Raw genomic sequence first — 17,962 nt, 5'->3', positions numbered from 1 at the left:
GAGCTAATCACTCGGAGGGTTTTCTTTTTCGAACTAATTTACTTTCCCAGCCAAGCACCATCCTTAAATAAGAAGTCTTGTAGTAACAGTAAATCATCAGGCGTTACATGAATGACCCCTTCTCCTGGTATATCGATCTCCGCAATCATAAATAATGCCAATGTCGTTAATGACGGTAAGATAACAATTAACCAGTTTTTTCCTTTCGTCCCACGAATATTGTAACCAATTAAGATATTCGAACAGATAGCAAAAAATATCAGTAAGAACCACGCCGCATTTGGAATTTGATGCCGCCAACTTGCCATCGTTTTTTGCTGAGAAACATATAAATCACCAAATGCCGTCAGCACTGAGGACACAACAGGATTCGGTGACTCCTGCGCTTGCTTTACACCAATTTCCCATAATTGCCCTTGCTTAGACAATGATGCCATACGCCATTGATTATTTTCATCACTCACTCCAGATCTAAAAAATTCAATACGCGCATCCAGATATTGCTGGATCAAAAGTGAAGCATCCGCTCGCTCATCACCACTGAGTAACTGCGCCCTTTGGTATGCATTACCGATAGCAATCGCTTCATTTTCTTCTGTTTGTTGGCGGTTGTTATATCCATTAATGGAGATCGATAATACAAATCCGATTAGCAAGCCAAGAAGAGAGAGTATGGCACCTAGAATGATTTTTGCTTCGTCATCCGCAATTTCTTCATGAGTGCTACGCCGTTTAAAAATATATTTACCAATATAAGCAGACGTAATTAGAAGAACAAAAGTAATTATAAACAATAAGATAGAGTCAATCGGAGAATCATTAAATAATTCAGAGAGATTAAACATAGATTAGCCTAATAAATTCATTTGCAGATATATAGCACATCCAAAGTGATAATATCTACGGGCTTTCATGTTTTACACACATTAAAGTTTTTGAATCTCACAAATATTTTCCTGCGGGAAACATTATTTGACATCTTAATTCGACTATTTGCTAATTATCCTAGTTACAGTTTGGTTTTTTCCTGCTAAATTATTTATAGATATATTTTAAATTCATTGATTTATTAATAGGTTACTTCTCTAAAATCGATAATTAGCCTTTAACTATCATATTTATCATGTTGAGGGATAGAATGAAAAAATACTTATTGGGTATTAGTATTAGCATCAATATGATTCTCTTAGCTGCACTCATTATAGCTTTAGTTATGTTTTTTGATTTAAAAGCTAAAATTGATACTGTCGTTCAGCAAGTACAAGATGGTGATTACGTTACGCTAGCAACTGAAAATTTAATTCCAGAATCCCTGCAAAATCTATCGAAAATTGATATATCTGAAAAACCTTGTGATTATTTCTATCAGAATGTTGAGGTCTTTATTGAATATCTTAAAGATAATCCAGATATCGCTGGAGCCGAGATTTATGCAAATCAAATTGATACGTTAAAACGAAAAATAGAAAAAACACCTTCGGTATTTCAAAATAAAGCCTGTGAAAAAGGTATTTCAGCACTAAATTTTATGATTGATACAATTTCACCCACTGAAAAATAATCATATCTTCAATCACTCATCCCCCAATAAATAGGGGGATCTGCAAATTATTTTCATGACTCAATTAAAATATCACTTTGTACCAACCACTCATATTCACCAATAACAGAGCGCCCATCCAACCAACGCGATAACATATCCAGCATCAACATAACGCTAACTTGCTGTTTTTCTAACTGTGTATGATACCGAGGTAGATAGCTCACTTTTTGAGCATAGCAACTATCTGGTGTATATAGCGCCATGGTTAAATGGCCATCTTGATATGTTCCCAGAGCTAAGCCGATGGTACAACCTTGCTGTTTCGCAATCTTCGTTGCACTCTGTATTAGGCTGGCTAGATTCTGTTCTTCTGCCGTTTTCTCGATATAGCCATTGACTACTGGAGCATTCGCCGCATCTAATGTCCAATATAGTAAACCCGCACTAAACTGCTCACTCACCGCAACACGATGATGTTTTTGCTCCAATTTTTTACGCACTAAAGATCCAATTCCTTCCGTACCTTCAAAGACAAGATTATCACCAACTCCCATCTTAATTTTCTGCCATATCTCAGCCATTTCATGGCATTGTTTAGCAGGCCCAGTCAGTTTCAATTCAATAATTGGCATTGACGATCGATAACCTAAAATGCACCCATTTGGTAACGGTAAATCATCAAATTGTGCCGCAAGACTACTTTCACTTCGTCCAAAGCTGGTTAAGCGCATACAAATTGGCGGTTCAGGAAGCGACATTTCTTGACGTAAACGTGGAATAATTTGATCGTTGACCATCACTTTAAATTCAGATGGGACACCTGGTGTAAAAAAGAACCAGCAATCATTGATATACAAAGCAAAGCCACATGCTGTACCGACGGGATTATCAATTAATTCTGCATTCGCAGGTAACATCGCCTGTTTACGATTTGTTGCAGGCATTTCACGGCCTCTAGCCACAAAATAGCTTTCCATTACTGCTATCCATTCTGGATGTTCAACCAGAGGGACTTTCGCTGCGATTGCGGCCGCCATTGCACTCAAATCATCACTTGTTGGACCTAACCCACCATTAACGATAACCACATCTGCATGCTGACTACGTTCTAGAAATGTTGTGACTAAACTGTCTAAATTATCTCCCACCGTCGTTCGACTGTGGAGTGGTAATCCTTGCTGAAAAAAACAATCCGCAAGCCACGCTGAATTGGTATCGATAATTTGCCCATGCAGTACTTCATCACCTGTACTTAACATTTCCACGATCAACATTTCAATGATCCTCTCTGTATTAATAACAGCCAAGAATAAGTTAGTTAATTAAGACTCTAAATAACAATAAAACAAAACCCCGAGAACCAGTTTTGCTAGTGCTCGGGGTTAATAATAGAGGAACTTAACTCTACTTATCTATTAGACTAATTCGATGACTTCAAAATTAGCTTCGCCGCTTAAGTCAGCTTCGTAATCAACACCGTCTAAGCCAAAGCCGAACAAACGCAGAAATTCTGCTTTATAGCCTTGGTAATCAGTTAAGTCATTGATGTTGTCATCAGTCAGTTGCTTCCAGATTTCACGGCAAGTTTCTTGCACGTCATCACGCAATTCCCAATCATCTAACCGCAGACGATTTTTTTCATCTGTTTCTGGCGTTTCACCATTAAATAACTTGGTTGCGAATAAACGCTGGATTTGCTCGATACAACCTTCGTGAATGCCTTTCTCTTTCATAATTTTGAATACAATAGAGATATACAAAGGCATAACCGGGATAGCTGAAGATGCTTGCGTAACCACAGATTTCAGTACAGCGACATGTGCCGAGCCGCCTTTTTCTGCCATTTTTTCATTGATGGCATGAGCTGCACGGTCTAAATCTTCTTTCGCTTTACCTAATGTACCATGCCAATAGATAGGCCATGTTAAATCAGTACCAATATAGGAATAAGCAACCGCTTGTGCATTATCGGCTAGAACACCCGCATCCGCTAAAGCGTTCATCCACAGTTCCCAATCTTGTCCACCCATAACTTTAATGGTGTCTTCGATTTCCTGTTCATTTGCAGGCTCAACAACAGCTTCGATCAGAATATCTTTGTTAGTATCCAGAGCAACTGATTTGTACGGTTCACCAATAGGTTTCAGTGCTGAACGAACAATTTCACCAGTTTCAGGCATTTTACGCACTGGGGATGCCAGTGAATAAACCACTAAATCGATTTGACCTAAGTCTTTTTTAATCAGATCAATAACGGTTTCTCGGCATTCATTAGAGAATGCATCACCGTTAATACTTTTTGCATACAGACCCGCTTCTTTCGCTGCTTTGTCGAAACCAGCTGCATTATACCAGCCTGCAGAACCTGTTTTGCTCTCACTACCCGGTTTCTCAAAGAAAACGCCGATAGTCGCAGCACCGCTGCCAAAAGCAGCATTAATGCGCGAAGCCAAGCCGTAACCAGTGGAGGCACCAATTACCAGAACCTTTTTCGGTCCATTTTTCAGTTCACCACGAGATTTAACATAGGCGATTTGCTCACGAACATGGGCTTCACAGCCGGCAGGATGAGCTGTAGTGCAGATAAAACCACGAATTTTAGGTTTGATAATCATAGTCATTTTTTCTTGGTAGCTAACAATCGACAACTAATATACCTGATCTTCGCCACATACTTAAGATGCAGTGGCAATAAACATAGTGAACAGACCAGTTTATTTCGGTTTTTGGGTATTTTCTTGCTGCTTCACTTGAGAAAAAGCGAGTTCTTTCAGCCAATCTGCAAGTAGTGGCTTGGTTTTAATTGCATCTAATAGGGCTCGCTCTTGTTTAGTTAGACGAACCACGACAATTTCAGTTTTCATATTAGACATACCTTTCTCCTTTTTCTAAAAAAAAGATACTGGCATAAAATAAAGTCGGATGGGTCTGACTTACGTGATTTTACCTATAAAAAAGGTAAATTTAGAAAATAAGGAGAAAAATGACAAAACCGTCAATAAACGTAGATTTGCTTGATAATAGCTACTTTTTGCTTATTTTTAATGCAAAAAAGCCACCCATTGGGTGGCTCTTTCTTTTACTTGCTTAGCGAATTTTCAATTTATTCAAAAAATCGTTAAGTTTTATATGGTGCCCAGGGCGGGACTTGAACCCGCACAGCCTTACAGCCGAGGGATTTTAAATCCCTTGTGTCTACCGATTTCACCACCTGGGCCAAATTTTTAATACTGCTATTTACTACTTACTAGTAAGAAAAACGATGTTTATCAACTAGCTTAATACTTAAAGCAAAATGGACCAATTTGGTCCATTCGCTGAATATGGTGCCCAGGGCGGGACTTGAACCCGCACAGCCTTACAGCCGAGGGATTTTAAATCCCTTGTGTCTACCGATTTCACCACCTGGGCCGAAATTTGGAGGCGCGTCCCGGAGTCGAACCGAGCTACACGGATTTGCAATCCGGTGCATAACCGCTTTGCTAACGCGCCTTACACCCTAATCTTTTTCAAGATTGGAGCGGGAAACGAGACTCGAACTCGCGACCCCGACCTTGGCAAGGTCGTGCTCTACCAACTGAGCTATTCCCGCTAAGCTTAACTTTTCAGTTTTGCTTTCAAACTGGCTGATTTACTTATTTATTTTCGTAAACCGTGTTGCCGTTCGATGCGATGCATTCTACTGATTTCAAATATCGAGTCAATACAATTATTGAAAAAATTGGATCGTTCGCTGTTTTTTCAATCATTTCGATCACGCTTCGCTCAAATCGCCCCACGCCGCTTTTAAATATTGATACATAGACCAGAAAGTCAGAATTGCAGCGATATATAAAAGTGCAATCGACAAGTTCTCGATAAGCGGTGTTGGACGCCATAATAAGCCCACCAGCGACATCATTTGAGCCGTAGTTTTGAACTTACCGATCCAAGAAACTGCCACACTACTGCGCTTACCAATTTCTGCCATCCACTCTCTCAGGGACGATATGATAATTTCACGAGCAATCATAGTTGCAGCCGGCAAAGTCACATACCAAACATCAAAACTTTCTGTCACTAAAACTAGTGCTGTAGCCACCATCACTTTGTCAGCGACGGGATCAAGAAATGCGCCAAACTTAGTCGTTTGCTTCCATAAACGCGCTAAAAACCCATCAAACCAATCTGTTACTGCGGCGACAACAAAAATCAACGCACAAACAAAAGGCCCCCAACTGACAGGAAGATAAAACGCTATTACAAAAAACGGTATCAGGATGACACGAAATAGAGTCAACCACGTTGGTATATTTAATTTCATCGCGCTCACTAACGTTTAGTCCAAGACGGATACCTTAGTATGTTGCACTAAGATACCTACTGTTTCAATGCATTATAAATCTTTTCTGCCAGCGCGTATGAGATCGAGGGCACTTTTGCGATTTCTTCTATGCTCGCATTACGTAAAGGTTGTAAGCCCCCCATATACTTTAAAAGCATCTGGCGACGTTTTGGTCCGACGCCTTCGATAGACTCCAATGCGCTGGTATTTTTCACTTTAGCTCGACGCTGACGATGCCCTGTAATCGCATGATTGTGTGATTCATCACGAATATGTTGAATCACATGTAAGGCGGGAGAGTCCGGTGGTAGAGCAAAGCCTTCACCTTCAGGTTTTAAAAACAGGGTTTCTAAACCCGCTTTACGATCGCTTCCCTTTGCCACTCCAATTAGCAATGGATGATTTTTATCCCAATCAACATCGAGAGAATCAAAGACATCTTTGGCTTGCCCAAGCTGCCCTTTTCCTCCATCAATAAAAATGATGTCTGGAATTTTGCTTTCATCAATATGCTTGCCATAACGGCGAGTTAATACCTGATGCATTGCAGCATAATCATCGCCGGGAGTGATCCCAGTAATATTGTAACGACGATATTCCGATTTTACTGGGCCAGTTTTATCAAAAACAACACAGGAGGCCACCGTTTGCTCCCCCATGGTGTGGGAAATATCAAAACATTCCATACGCGAAATATTTTCGATATTCACCACTTTAGATAGCGCCGCCATGCGCTGCTGAATAGTAGATTGCTGAGCTAATTTAGTAGACAACGCTATCGACGCATTAGTTCGAGCTAATTTTAAGTAACGAGCGCGGGTGCCTCTAGGCTGGCTTTGAATATTGATTTTACGCCCTGCTAATTCAGACAGTGAATCCGCCAGCAAAACTTTTTCAGTTAATGGAAAATCAATCAGAATCTCACCCGGTAACGTACGATTTTCGCTACCTTGCAAATAAAATTGCCCTAAGAAGGTTTGTACGACTTCATCCAATAGCGTACCCGATGGAATTTTTGGATAATAACTACGACTTCCCAGTACTTTACCTTGACGAATAAAGAGGACGTGGACACAGGCTAAACCCGATTCAAATGCCACACCAATGACATCAAGGTCATCATGATCCCCTGAAACGTATTGCTCTTCAGTAACTGCTCGCACCGCTTGAATTTGGTCACGAAAACGAGCAGCATCTTCAAAACGCAATTCTTGGCTGGCTTTCTCCATGCGATCCACCAGCCCAGTTAATACCTGCTTATCCTTCCCAGTCAAAAAAAGGCGCACGTAATTAACCTGCTGATCATACTCTTCATCAGTCACTAACCCTTGAACACAAGGCCCTAAGCAACGTCCAATTTGGTACTGTAAGCAAGGTCTAGAACGATTTTTATAAACGCTATCTTCGCATTGGCGGATAGGAAACAATTTTTGCATCAATGCTAATGTTTCTCTGACCGCATATGAGCTTGGAAACGGACCAAAGTATTCGCCTTTCGCATGTTTTGCACCACGATGGAGTGAAATTCTTGGATGTGTTTCTTTACTAAGGAAAATATAAGGATAGGATTTATCATCTCGCAACAATACGTTATAGCGTGGTTGATAAAGCTTAATGTAATTATGTTCCAGCAACAAAGCTTCGGTTTCAGTGTGCGTTACAGTCACATCAATGGAAGCGATATGTTTGACGAGTTGCTCTGTTTTGCGGCTACTGACATTTTCACGGAAATAACTCGAAAGCCTTTTTTTAAGGTCTTTTGCTTTTCCTACATAGATAACCGTTCCCCCAGCGTCATACATACGATAGACGCCAGGTTGGTTGGTTACTGTTTTTAAGAAAGCTTTTGGATCAAACTGTTCTGCCACCCTGATAAACCCTGTTTTGCTGTGATTAAATCATAGCTAATTGCTATATGTGTTAATTCTACATCACTACAGATATTAAGTTTACCAAACATTCGATAACGGTAGGTATTTACTGTTTTTGGGCTTAATGACAAACGGTCAGCAACCTGCTTAACAGGTACGCCCTTCGTGATCATCAGCATAATTTCTAATTCCCTTGCTGAGAGTAGCTTATGAATATCAAGTTGGTTTCTCTGATTAACACGTTGCAAAGCAATATGTTGAGCGATATCAGGGGAAATAATCTTCTGTCGTGCATTTACAATCTGAATGGATTCAATCAACTCATCTTCGTTGATATTTGCGCTTAAAATACCAAAGATACCAATATCTAAGGCTCTTAAAACAAAAGAATAATTATTTCGGATGTTATAAATAATAATGCCGACATCTGGCTGGGTACGTCTAATCGTCGCGAGTGTTTTTAATGAACCAAAATGGCAATGTTCACTACTGATTAAAATAATATTCGCCCTATTCTGACGATTCCAAGTGATAACTTGATCAAGATTCGGAAATGACATAACAACTTTATAGCGGGAGTGTCGGGCTAAGATTGCTTCAATACCTCGAATCGAAATATTACTATCATCAATAATTATTATATTAATCAAATATATCTCCTATTATTTACCCACAATAATCGGAAGAATCATAAATGAAAATATCAATAAGTTATATCTTCTTTTAAAATTAAAATAACAACTTATTCCTCCAGTTATAATTCAAATTTAATTATTAATCGCTAGAATAATTCAATAAATAAAAAAATAGCCGCTTTTTAGCGGCTACGTCACAGTACATCACTAAAATACGGCTATTTTTGTCCGACTAATCGGCAAATAGTTTCAGTAACTAAATAACTTTTCTCAAATGATGTCATCGGTAAAAATTCAAAACGGGAATGGAAATTATGTGCACCCGTAAAATAATTAGGTGTCACGATCCCACGAGCAGACAGTGCAGAACCGTCGGTACCCCCGCGCATTGGAATAATATTTGGCTCAATGTTATGAATTTTTAGTGCTTCTAGAATAATATCTACCGCCGTACGGTCTTCACCAATAGAGTCGCTAATATTGCTATAGACATCATCAACTTTGAACTCGATTTTTGCTCGCGGATGGCGTGTTCTAATCAGTTCAATACTCTCAGCAATAAAGCGTTTACGAGCTTCAAAACTTGGGCGGTCAAAATCACGGATCGCCATTTTGATTTTTGCTTCATTTGGGTTTGCAGCCAAGTCTGTGATGTAGAAATAACCTTCACGATGTTCAGTGTGTTCTGGTGTATCAAAGCGGTCGAAACAACCAATAAAATCATGAGCAACACGGATTGGATTCAATAATACATTTTTCGCCGACATTGGGTGCGCGGTGATCCCTTTAATTTCCACCTCAATAGAAGCGGCGTTAAAGGTTTCAAATACTACTTCACCTAATGCACAACAGTCGATCGTATAGGCAAAATCCACTTTAAAGCGCGATAGATCCATGATTTTCGAACCACGAAGACCGATTTCTTCATCTGGTACAAATGCCACATAGATATCACCACAATCAAAATCTGCATTTTGTAGCTTGTTCATCAGCTCCATGACTACAGTGATTGCCGCTTTGTCATCAGCACCAAGAACACTGGTCCCATCACTGAAAATGATATTTTCACCGATATAAGCCGTCGCTTCTGGGTGCTCTGCCGTTTTAAACCACACATCTTCCTGAGTATTCAGGCACAGATCTTTACCTTCATACTTCAATGTTTGTGGTTTAATCACCGGAGATAAACCTACATCCACCGTATCTAAGTGAGCCACAAAACCGATTTTCGGTGCTTTCGGTTTATTTCCGGGACGCATAGCATACAAAATGGCATGCTCATCTACATACACATCTTTCAAGCCATAGCTTTCTAACTCTTTAGCAAGTAAATGTGCCAACTCACGCTGCCCTTCTGTACTTGGTACAACCGAGCTTGATGCATCACTTTGACTTTCAATCGCCACATAGCGATAAAAACGTTCTTCTAGCTGTTTACCTAATTCGTTCATTTCACATACCTTTTACTTATGGCGCAGGCTGCCATGTATAACCGCTATCAAAACCAATTGGAATATCGAATGCCCAGAACAGATATAAAGTTGCTGTTAAGGTGATTAATAACCCTATAGTGAATGGGATCATCATTGAGCACAATGTACCGATACCCGCATTTTTATAATATTTTTGGCAATACATTAAGATCAGCGGATAAAATGGGAACATTGGGGTACTCACGTTCATCGCGGAATCGCTCACACGGAATGCTGCTTGAGTTAATTCTGGTGAAATACCCACTGCCATTAACATTGGAACCAAGACTGGCGCCATAATCGCCCATTTAGACGTCGCTGAGGTGATCATGATATTTAACACTGCGGTCAACAAAATCACGCCAAATACGGTCATTCCTGATGGCATATCTAAGGTACGTAATAACTCCGCACCTGATAATGCTAATAATGTTCCTAAGTTAGAGTGTTGAAACGAATACAGGAATTGAGCTGCAAAGAAAGCAAATACAATAAATGGAATCAAAGATTTAGTGATGTTTTCCATCGCCTTAACCACATCTTTGGTTGAGGTGAAGGACTTCGTCATATAACCATACACAATGCCGGGTAATGCGAAGAAAATAAACAGTAACGGCACGATGATTTGCATTATTGGCGCTTTTGGGCTCGTTAAGCTACCATCGGGGCCTCTTAATGGCGAGTTTTCTGGCCATAATAGTGCAAATAAACCAATAGCAAGTCCTATCACAAACAACCCTGCAACACGAAACGCACGGTGTTCTTGAGGCGTAATTTTACCTAAATCCTGCTCAGCATCGATATCTACGTCAGACTGTGTAATTGGTGCATTTTTATTTAACCACGGCTCTACGATTTTTTCAGTAATAAACCAGCAAGTAAAAATAACACCAAAAGTACCACCAAGACTGAAAAAATAGTTACACAGCACATTAACGCTATATCCCGGTGCTAGCATCTGTGCCGCATCTTGTGTAAAACTTTGCATGATGGGGTCGATGATTGATGGCGTATAGCTTGCTGTAAATCCACCCGCTAAACCTGCAAATGCTGCCGCAATCCCAGCTAAAGGATGACGTCCACTTGCGTAGAACATCATTGCTGCAACTGGCATTAAGATGACATAAGCAGAATCAGAAGCTACGTGGGAAACAATCCCAACAAAGACGACAGTTGGCGTCAGCATCTTTGGTGAAATGAAAGACAGCATTTTTTTCAGCGCAGTGTTAATAAATCCACTGCTTTCTGCAATACCAATGCCCAGCGTTGCGACAATGGTTATCCCTAGAGGTGGGAAACTGATAAAATTTTTAACCGCGGTTGTCACAAATAATATGATTTCCTCATATTGAAACATATTCACAACTGCGATTTTTTCTTTAGAGATAGGATGGTAATAACTAAAATCTACAAATGAAAGTAGATAAGATAAAAACCAACATATTACTAGGGCGTAAACAAATAGCATTGTTACATCCGGCATAGCATTGCCGATGCGCTCAACACGATTTAAAAACCCTTTTTTCCTAGGTAGTGTTTTCGTTGTCATAGTTTGCAAGTTACTTATGTTATTAGAATAGAAACATTATCACAGTAAATAACCCATTTAGAAAAGTAAAACACTTTCTGACTTTATTTCAGCAGAATAAGAACTACTAAACATTCCCTTTCAGCAATACTTATATTATTGGTTTTCATCTGAAATAATTTATCTTTAATTTTATTTTAATCTCGATTTACAATCGGATTATATTACTTAGGTAGTGATTTTATTTATTTCCAAATCGCGTCAAGAAGAATGATTATTATTATCCTTGACGCGACCGATAAATTAATTTGAAGTGTATTATTCGCGTTTAAGTTTCTCAGTATTGGAAATATAAAGTGCGACCACTAGAACTAAGATTGCCCCCGCATGCAGGAGTGTCGTCATTGGATCACTATGGTCAACAATGATTAAGCGGATAATCGCGGTTATTCCAATATAGATAAAATAGCGTAGTGGAAAATGGAAACCTGACATAAAATACTTAATTATCAATGCAATGAACTCAAAATACAGAAAGTAAATCACAATAGCTTCTAACAATTCATACGCTTTAGCTTCTTGGGTACTCCCAAACATCAAGGAGGCCATTGTGAATGTTTCTTTGGCTAAAAAGAAAACCAATACTGCCGCTAAAGCGATCAAACCGATATTAAGAACCCATTGAAGTACCCAAGCAATATTACTCGCATGCTTCATACCCTTCATACTATTCATTAATTGTTCCTCAAATTACTCTCTCTGCGTTTAAAAACTCTAAGTTATATTGTTTATTTAACTTAGTGGGAATATAAAAAACCCAGAGGGGAATAAACAGATTAAAATCGAATAGATTAATTATAATTGAATTTTACGACACTGACATTACAAATGAAGGTTTAAATTAACTTAAGATAAATAGCAGATATAATACCTGCCAACCAGTTAACTCGTTGAATTATTATTAAATAGGCTTAATACATCTTGCTCAGTAAGCATTATTGTCTTTTCAACAAAATTATAGTAGTTAGGTTTACAGTCAATATAGATCTGTGTTCCCATCTGAGCATGATTACTTTCACTGAATAGTGCCGCAGAGGCGTAATACAGCGATGGAGTATGCAAATGATAAAACAAATGGGTACCACACTGTTGACAAAATGCCCTCTCCGCCCATTCAGAAGAAGCAAAATACCTGACAAACTCTTCACCTTCGATATTCAGATTATCTCCACACTCTACGGTCATTCCGGGGCCACCATTCCATGTCTGACACATACCACAGTGGCAAACATGAATTTTTTCAATAGGTTTATCAATCAGTAATTTAACGGAACCGCATAAACATTGTCCTTCGCACATAGCCTTACCCTTATAATTTATCGTTTATAAAAGTTAAATTGACGACCTGTAAAACGCTTGTCGTTAGTAATTTCACTAAGCTCTTGACGACTTACTTCATGGTTCTCACGTCGAGATTCAAGATCCGCATCATCATTATGAATGATGCGATCCAGAGATAATTCGTAATAGCTGCTATTCGCGCCATCAAAATCAGCAACTAAGGTCGTATCCGCTGATTGTGCAAAAACCGAGGCACTCGTCAGTAATGCAATCGCTATAAAGAAAGGGGTAAATAGGCATTTTTTCATTATCTTCTCCTCATGCTCTCCTAATGTTTTAACGCAATTAGCTGTCAAATAATACAGAGGAAAAGTAAGTGTTTTATAGGATTAGTAAAGGTGAATGATGAGAGCCACCAAATCTATACACTCTATAATTTGGTCAATAAAAAGGAGCGAATGCTCCTTTTTACATCACTTATTTATCTTTCAGAATTCGTTCCATTTGATGAATTCACTTGTTTGAACAAATACCAGCAAAGATAAAGCAGCCCGACAATTCCCATAAATAGCAGAGCCCACAGAGCAATCACCATCCAATTAAAGTTATCTTGAACCATTTCCGTCTGGGTTCTTTTCTCAACACCACCTAATGTCAGTAATTTACCTTCTGTGGTTATTTCAGGATAGCGAGACATTACCTCTTCAACATTATAAGCATGGCCTATTAATTGGGTATAATTGGCTTTATCTAAAGGAACTTGTTTATTTCCCCAAACAAGTAAGAATGGTTCAGCACCTTGCATGTTTACCACCAAGTTTATAGCATCCCGCATACCATAAATAGTTGGTGGTAGCTCATCCCAACTGCCTTTTAATGCCGTAATTCTTAATCCCTTAATTATTTTATTATCAATCATTAAGTTAGGATTACTTGCCCTTTCACCATCCGTAATTTGGTTGAATACCATTATATTTTTCAATGGCTTCCACTCATCATTGCTGCTTGAAATATATTCAATTTTCAATGGGATCACACGATTTGATTGCTGTAATTTAATGCTTAGTTCAGAAATAGGCTGAGGCATAGGTAGACGATAAATGACCTGCTCCCTTGAATTTCCATCATTCGTAACCTCAAATAAAAATGATTCCTGACGATGGAATGACGTAGCCACATTCTCAAAGCCTGAGACTGTTTTTAGATCGGGGATCTCGGTATCCTGCGGACTCACTATCACCAACATTAAATACGGTGTTGCCAATTCAGTCGGAGTTCCTCTCAATAACTCGATCGTATTACTTGAAACTACCCCTGAATCTAATTTCAAACTCATTACAGGCTGATTAGCCGCAATATTCATCCACTCTTTTTTATCTGAACTGGCATACACGAAAATTTTCGCCTGCCAATCTTGTTGGCTATTAGCCCAGGCTAAATTTAAACTGGTTAACAAACCTTCTTTGGATTGCTGCTCGCGAGATAACAAATAGGCTTGGTAGGTAGTTTTATCCTTTCTTTGCATATTGGGTAATTCAATACGATTCACTTTTCCTGGTACTGATTCCACCAATATATATTGGCTGTCTGAACGATCATCCTCTTGAGAATTCACATTATCGGCACGAGTGACTAAGCGTTGGGAAGTAAAATTAACCGTCGATGTTGCCTGTGACTTATTCGTATCGAAAAATAGCGCCGATGGAACTTCATCTCCCGTTCCATTAAATACACGAACATCTTGCAGAGTATCTGGATAGGCTGATTGCATATAAGCATTAGCGGGTAACTCCAACCAATAAAATGCGCTATTCCTATTCGGTGGACTTAACTCTATTCCTTGATAAAAGTCGTAAGGCGTTATTTCTTTAGATTCATTCGCATAACTTCCATGGGATAATGGCAACATAAAGGAGAAAATCGCCAACAGTCCGCCAAGTTTAATTATTTTTTTGGCTTTCATGCTTGAGTTTCCTTTTCTACAATTTTTGTTTTATCTTTTGGTGGAAACGGTGAGAAATAACCAACCACTAATATGAGTACTGCAACGGCAATAAACGAAACGGCTCTGGAAATACCATCCTGCCCATAGATATCAATAAGGAACAGTTTTGCAATAACACAAGCGAATATCACCGCACCAGCGACCCACCAAGCACGACTTTTTTGCAGTGCAGCAATCACCATACAAACTAATGCAGCCGCAGCCCAGCTAATCGATAATACTGTTTGAATTAATCGTGAATCATACAAGACATAACGATTCCACATTAAATCAGCAAAATCTGCCGTCGCTCGAAGAATAATGCCGTTGTACCAAATCACAGACAATCCAATAATCACGAACAATAACCCCTGAGTAATTATCGAGTTTATTGCTGTCACCTTTTTGATTTTTTCCATCAACCCTTTACGCATTAAAAGGATCGTAGCGATACTAAATAAACCAGCTTCATCTAACGGGTTAATTAATGGGATATAACTCCAGTAAGTCAATTTCCCATCTTCCACGTTCGACCAACACGAAAGCGCTGTCAGGCCGGCCATTAATGGTAATAGACTATACCAATACAGCGCACCATGGCGGCGCATTGGCGCAAATTTATGGTTTTGCAGCCAATACAGCACCAACACTAATAATGTTATCGCCATAATATAGATGAAATAGCCTAATTCGCTCATACCCCACGGCAAGATCACCACAAACCAGTTCACCTGTGTAAGACCAAAAATAATAATCAACCATAAGTTAGCAATATGAGTCATACGCTGAATTAATAAATTTCGAATTTTATAGGCGTATAAAACAGAGAGGATTGAACTACCTAAAATTACAGGCCAAATCAGTGAACCTTCACCACGTCCCATCGGGTTAATATCAAAATAGAAATCAATACTGAGATAATAATAGGCAACAATCCACAAGAAAAATTGGCAGAGTAATAGCGGAGTCCAATTAATACGTAATGCAAATAAACGCCAACACCATGATGATATTAGCACTAACGCCAGAATGATCAGGCTTTCTGTTTCGCTATTCCATGATAATAGAGTGGAAAGTTCAGGAACCCAAATAAACCAAATGAGTAAACCTAAAACCAATAGCCCGTAACTCATCATACTGAAATAGTTTTCTTCTTGGCGACGCAGATGGAATAACCCTCCCGCGCAAATACAAGCAGCAATCAGGCCTGGCATCATATAGATGTGACTGTCATCCCAATAAAAATAAGGATAATCACTTAACACCATCACCGCACTCACGATGATAAGTAAGGATGCCCCAAGCGCCATTTTTTGATGCCCTTGTCGTAAGGCAAACCACAGCAGTAATAATCCCTCTACTGACCATATGATAGAGGTCCACGTAAAGGATAAAGCAAGGGGAATGGCCGCCGTCACAAAACCAGTTCCAATCACCATATTTGCCAATGCCATATTTTTACCTGATGCTTGATAACGTTTATGAAGACGTAACCCCACAAGTAAATATAGCAACCCAAGAAATAGAGCGATAAAGGCAGGTATAAATCCGAGCCCATCAGAGATAAAGAACTGCATCCCAATACTCATCAATGGAGGGAAAAATAATAGCGTATTATCCACCACCAATTGTTTACTATGGTCAAAACGTAATGCAAACAGTTGAGTCAGCAAATTAAAGATAATTAAATTGGCAATAATAAAGATTTGGCAAGAGAGATAATAGTCATCAATGTAGTTATCTAATCCCCATAATACGGCAACCCCGTATGTCATGAACATTCCAACTAAATTGAGAGGCCGCCATGCCTGCCAACCACTAATAATTAAAATACCGGTCGACAACATTAAATAGTATGAGAATAAAATAATATGACTGCCCCCACCAGTAGAGAGCAGAATTGGGGCTAAATATCCGCCAAGAGAGGCTAAAATAGCCAAACTTATCGTGCGTTGTAATAATGCCAAGGCAATGCTTGCAGCGCAGATAACCAACATGGCGACAAAAGCAAAACCATAGGGGATCATCGTATATAATTTAAAGGCCGCGAATATCGTAATATATAAACAGCCGATTGCTCCACCTTGTAATATCAAACCAAATAAGGCTTTTTTAGTACGTACCCACCAACCTATACCTAATAGGACTAAACACCCTACCGCACTCATGACCAGTCTTAATTCTGGGGAAATAATGTCATTTTGTACACTGTAACTCAGTAGATAGGCCACCCCCAAAAACAGCAGTAAAATGCCAATTTTCGCCAATGGGTTTCCGTTCACTAACCACGTGAAAAAATGTGAGAATAGGGATTTATTATCCGATGCGTCTTGATTCTCAGCGGATTTATCGAAACGATTAGGATTGACATTTTGAGTGGCTTTTATACTCGCCGATGTTGGTATCACCATGACAGGCGATTGAGTCGTTATTGCAGCGATAGGTTGAGGGCGAATTTCTTGGATTTCACTCGGTATAACAATCGCACTAGATTGTGGTTCAATATTGGGGGTCAGTTTATGGGATTCAGACTGAATTTTTGATTGAGCGAGTGAAGATAGATTTTCTTGGGAAACTTGATTTTCTAAAATAATAATTTTTTGATTTAACCGATCAATTTGGTACTGCATTTTGGTAGTGCGATTCATAGCAATCATCGCAAGTATTGGCGCTAAAATAACCAAGATGATTAAGATGAGCCCTACGAGTATCCATGTATCCACAAATAGGTTTCCTTCTTGAACCCAATGTTAGCAACCCAAAATATGTTGAAAGTCGATTTTAGGTGATAAATTAAACGCCGAAATAGACGTCATCGTTGCAACAATTTGAGGTAATAACCAATCAATCAATGCAAAAAATAATCCATAAAATATCAATGAGCCCTAGTGTAGAGACGAATATCTCACTTGCCAACAGTAGGTAACAATATGTTACAAAATAACTCCCCTTGCGAGTTATTCCCACATAAACCTCAAAATGCATCAATAGCTTATTTATCAATACTCATAATACGAGTTTGATAATCCAAAGTAACTCGGATAATACTTAATAATCATTTAAAGAGCATCTAAAACTTACAACTAATAATAATAGCAAATTATTTTATTTTTTCGACATTCTATTTTCGATAGTTATTTTAATATCTATCTAAATATACAGATAATAGATGTATTTTTACGTAGTTATGTTATTTATATATTTAAACCAACTATTACCCTACTTAACAAATCGCTATTATCTTTTATCGACTTGTTTTAGATA

At 38.8% G+C, this 17,962-nt stretch carries 15 protein-coding genes and 4 tRNA genes; 1 reads left to right on the top strand and 18 read right to left on the bottom strand.

The annotated features are described in order from the left end of the window. Window positions 1–38 precede the first annotated feature (38 nt). Window positions 39–845 (bottom strand): bestrophin-like domain, encoded by an 807-nt coding sequence (locus EL244_RS07435; protein WP_126459920.1) that lies wholly within the window; start codon window positions 843–845, stop codon window positions 39–41. A 293-nt stretch (window positions 846–1,138) separates the two neighbouring features. On the opposite strand from EL244_RS07435, the gene EL244_RS07430 reads away from it, so the two are divergent. Next, window positions 1,139–1,561, top strand: coding sequence for a DUF5339 family protein (locus EL244_RS07430; RefSeq protein WP_126459917.1), 423 nt, complete (start codon window positions 1,139–1,141; stop codon window positions 1,559–1,561). 53 nt (window positions 1,562–1,614) lie between these two features. Here the strand turns inward: EL244_RS07430 and EL244_RS07425 are convergent, their stop codons facing one another. The 17 genes from EL244_RS07425 to EL244_RS07345 form a co-directional block, all read right to left on the bottom strand. Beyond that, window positions 1,615–2,817, bottom strand: coding sequence for a nicotinamide mononucleotide deamidase-related protein YfaY (locus EL244_RS07425; RefSeq protein WP_126459914.1), 1,203 nt, complete (start codon window positions 2,815–2,817; stop codon window positions 1,615–1,617). A 141-nt stretch (window positions 2,818–2,958) separates the two neighbouring features. Continuing rightward, a complete protein-coding gene (gene fabV, locus EL244_RS07420) occupies window positions 2,959–4,158 on the bottom strand; it encodes an enoyl-ACP reductase FabV (protein ID WP_039854421.1) in 1,200 nt (399 codons plus the stop codon). A gap of 99 nt (window positions 4,159–4,257) precedes the next feature. Then, window positions 4,258–4,416, bottom strand: coding sequence for a hypothetical protein (locus EL244_RS07415; RefSeq protein WP_006813333.1), 159 nt, complete (start codon window positions 4,414–4,416; stop codon window positions 4,258–4,260). Window positions 4,417–4,673: 257 nt separating this feature from the next. After that, a tRNA-Leu gene (locus tag EL244_RS07410) sits at window positions 4,674–4,760 on the bottom strand. A 107-nt stretch (window positions 4,761–4,867) separates the two neighbouring features. Continuing rightward, a tRNA-Leu gene (locus EL244_RS07405) sits at window positions 4,868–4,954 on the bottom strand. Window positions 4,955–4,961: 7 nt separating this feature from the next. Beyond that, a tRNA-Cys gene (locus EL244_RS07400) sits at window positions 4,962–5,035 on the bottom strand. 24 nt (window positions 5,036–5,059) lie between these two features. Further along, a tRNA-Gly gene (locus EL244_RS07395) sits at window positions 5,060–5,135 on the bottom strand. Between the two features lie 162 nt (window positions 5,136–5,297). Beyond that, a complete protein-coding gene (gene pgsA / locus EL244_RS07390; protein WP_006813334.1) occupies window positions 5,298–5,846 on the bottom strand; it encodes a CDP-diacylglycerol--glycerol-3-phosphate 3-phosphatidyltransferase in 549 nt (182 codons plus the stop codon). A gap of 56 nt (window positions 5,847–5,902) precedes the next feature. Next, window positions 5,903–7,735 (bottom strand): excinuclease ABC subunit UvrC, encoded by a 1,833-nt coding sequence (uvrC, locus tag EL244_RS07385; protein WP_006813335.1) that lies wholly within the window; start codon window positions 7,733–7,735, stop codon window positions 5,903–5,905. Beyond that, a complete protein-coding gene (locus EL244_RS07380; RefSeq protein WP_126459912.1) occupies window positions 7,702–8,388 on the bottom strand; it encodes a LuxR C-terminal-related transcriptional regulator in 687 nt (228 codons plus the stop codon). The genes uvrC and EL244_RS07380 overlap by 34 nt, the downstream gene beginning before the upstream one ends. A 203-nt stretch (window positions 8,389–8,591) precedes the next feature. Next, complete coding sequence (gene pepT / locus EL244_RS07375) at window positions 8,592–9,824, bottom strand: peptidase T (RefSeq protein WP_126459909.1); 1,233 nt, start codon at window positions 9,822–9,824, stop codon at window positions 8,592–8,594. A gap of 16 nt (window positions 9,825–9,840) precedes the next feature. Continuing rightward, window positions 9,841–11,394 (bottom strand): AbgT family transporter, encoded by a 1,554-nt coding sequence (locus EL244_RS07370; RefSeq protein WP_006813338.1) that lies wholly within the window; start codon window positions 11,392–11,394, stop codon window positions 9,841–9,843. A 297-nt stretch (window positions 11,395–11,691) separates the two neighbouring features. Further along, entirely contained in the window at window positions 11,692–12,099 is a 408-nt protein-coding gene (psiE, locus tag EL244_RS07365; RefSeq protein WP_172459984.1) for a phosphate-starvation-inducible protein PsiE, read from the bottom strand. A 216-nt stretch (window positions 12,100–12,315) separates the two neighbouring features. Further along, window positions 12,316–12,732 (bottom strand): GFA family protein, encoded by a 417-nt coding sequence (locus EL244_RS07360; protein WP_006813340.1) that lies wholly within the window; start codon window positions 12,730–12,732, stop codon window positions 12,316–12,318. 17 nt (window positions 12,733–12,749) lie between these two features. After that, on the bottom strand, window positions 12,750–13,022 hold the full coding sequence (locus EL244_RS07355) for a hypothetical protein (protein WP_006813341.1): 273 nt from the start codon (window positions 13,020–13,022) through the stop codon (window positions 12,750–12,752). A gap of 173 nt (window positions 13,023–13,195) precedes the next feature. Next, a complete protein-coding gene (locus tag EL244_RS07350; RefSeq protein ID WP_126459906.1) occupies window positions 13,196–14,677 on the bottom strand; it encodes a DUF3999 family protein in 1,482 nt (493 codons plus the stop codon). Beyond that, the gene (locus tag EL244_RS07345; protein WP_126459903.1) at window positions 14,674–17,421 is read right to left on the bottom strand and encodes a DUF2339 domain-containing protein; all 2,748 of its coding nucleotides are present in this window, start codon (window positions 17,419–17,421) and stop codon (window positions 14,674–14,676) included. The genes EL244_RS07350 and EL244_RS07345 overlap by 4 nt, the downstream gene beginning before the upstream one ends. Between the last annotated feature and the right edge of the window lie 541 nt (window positions 17,422–17,962).

This window comes from Providencia rustigianii (genome assembly GCF_900637755.1).
Lineage (GTDB): Bacteria > Pseudomonadota > Gammaproteobacteria > Enterobacterales > Enterobacteriaceae > Providencia > Providencia rustigianii.
The sequence above is the reverse complement of the archived record's forward strand: the minus strand, read 5'-3'. Positions and strand labels throughout refer to the sequence as shown.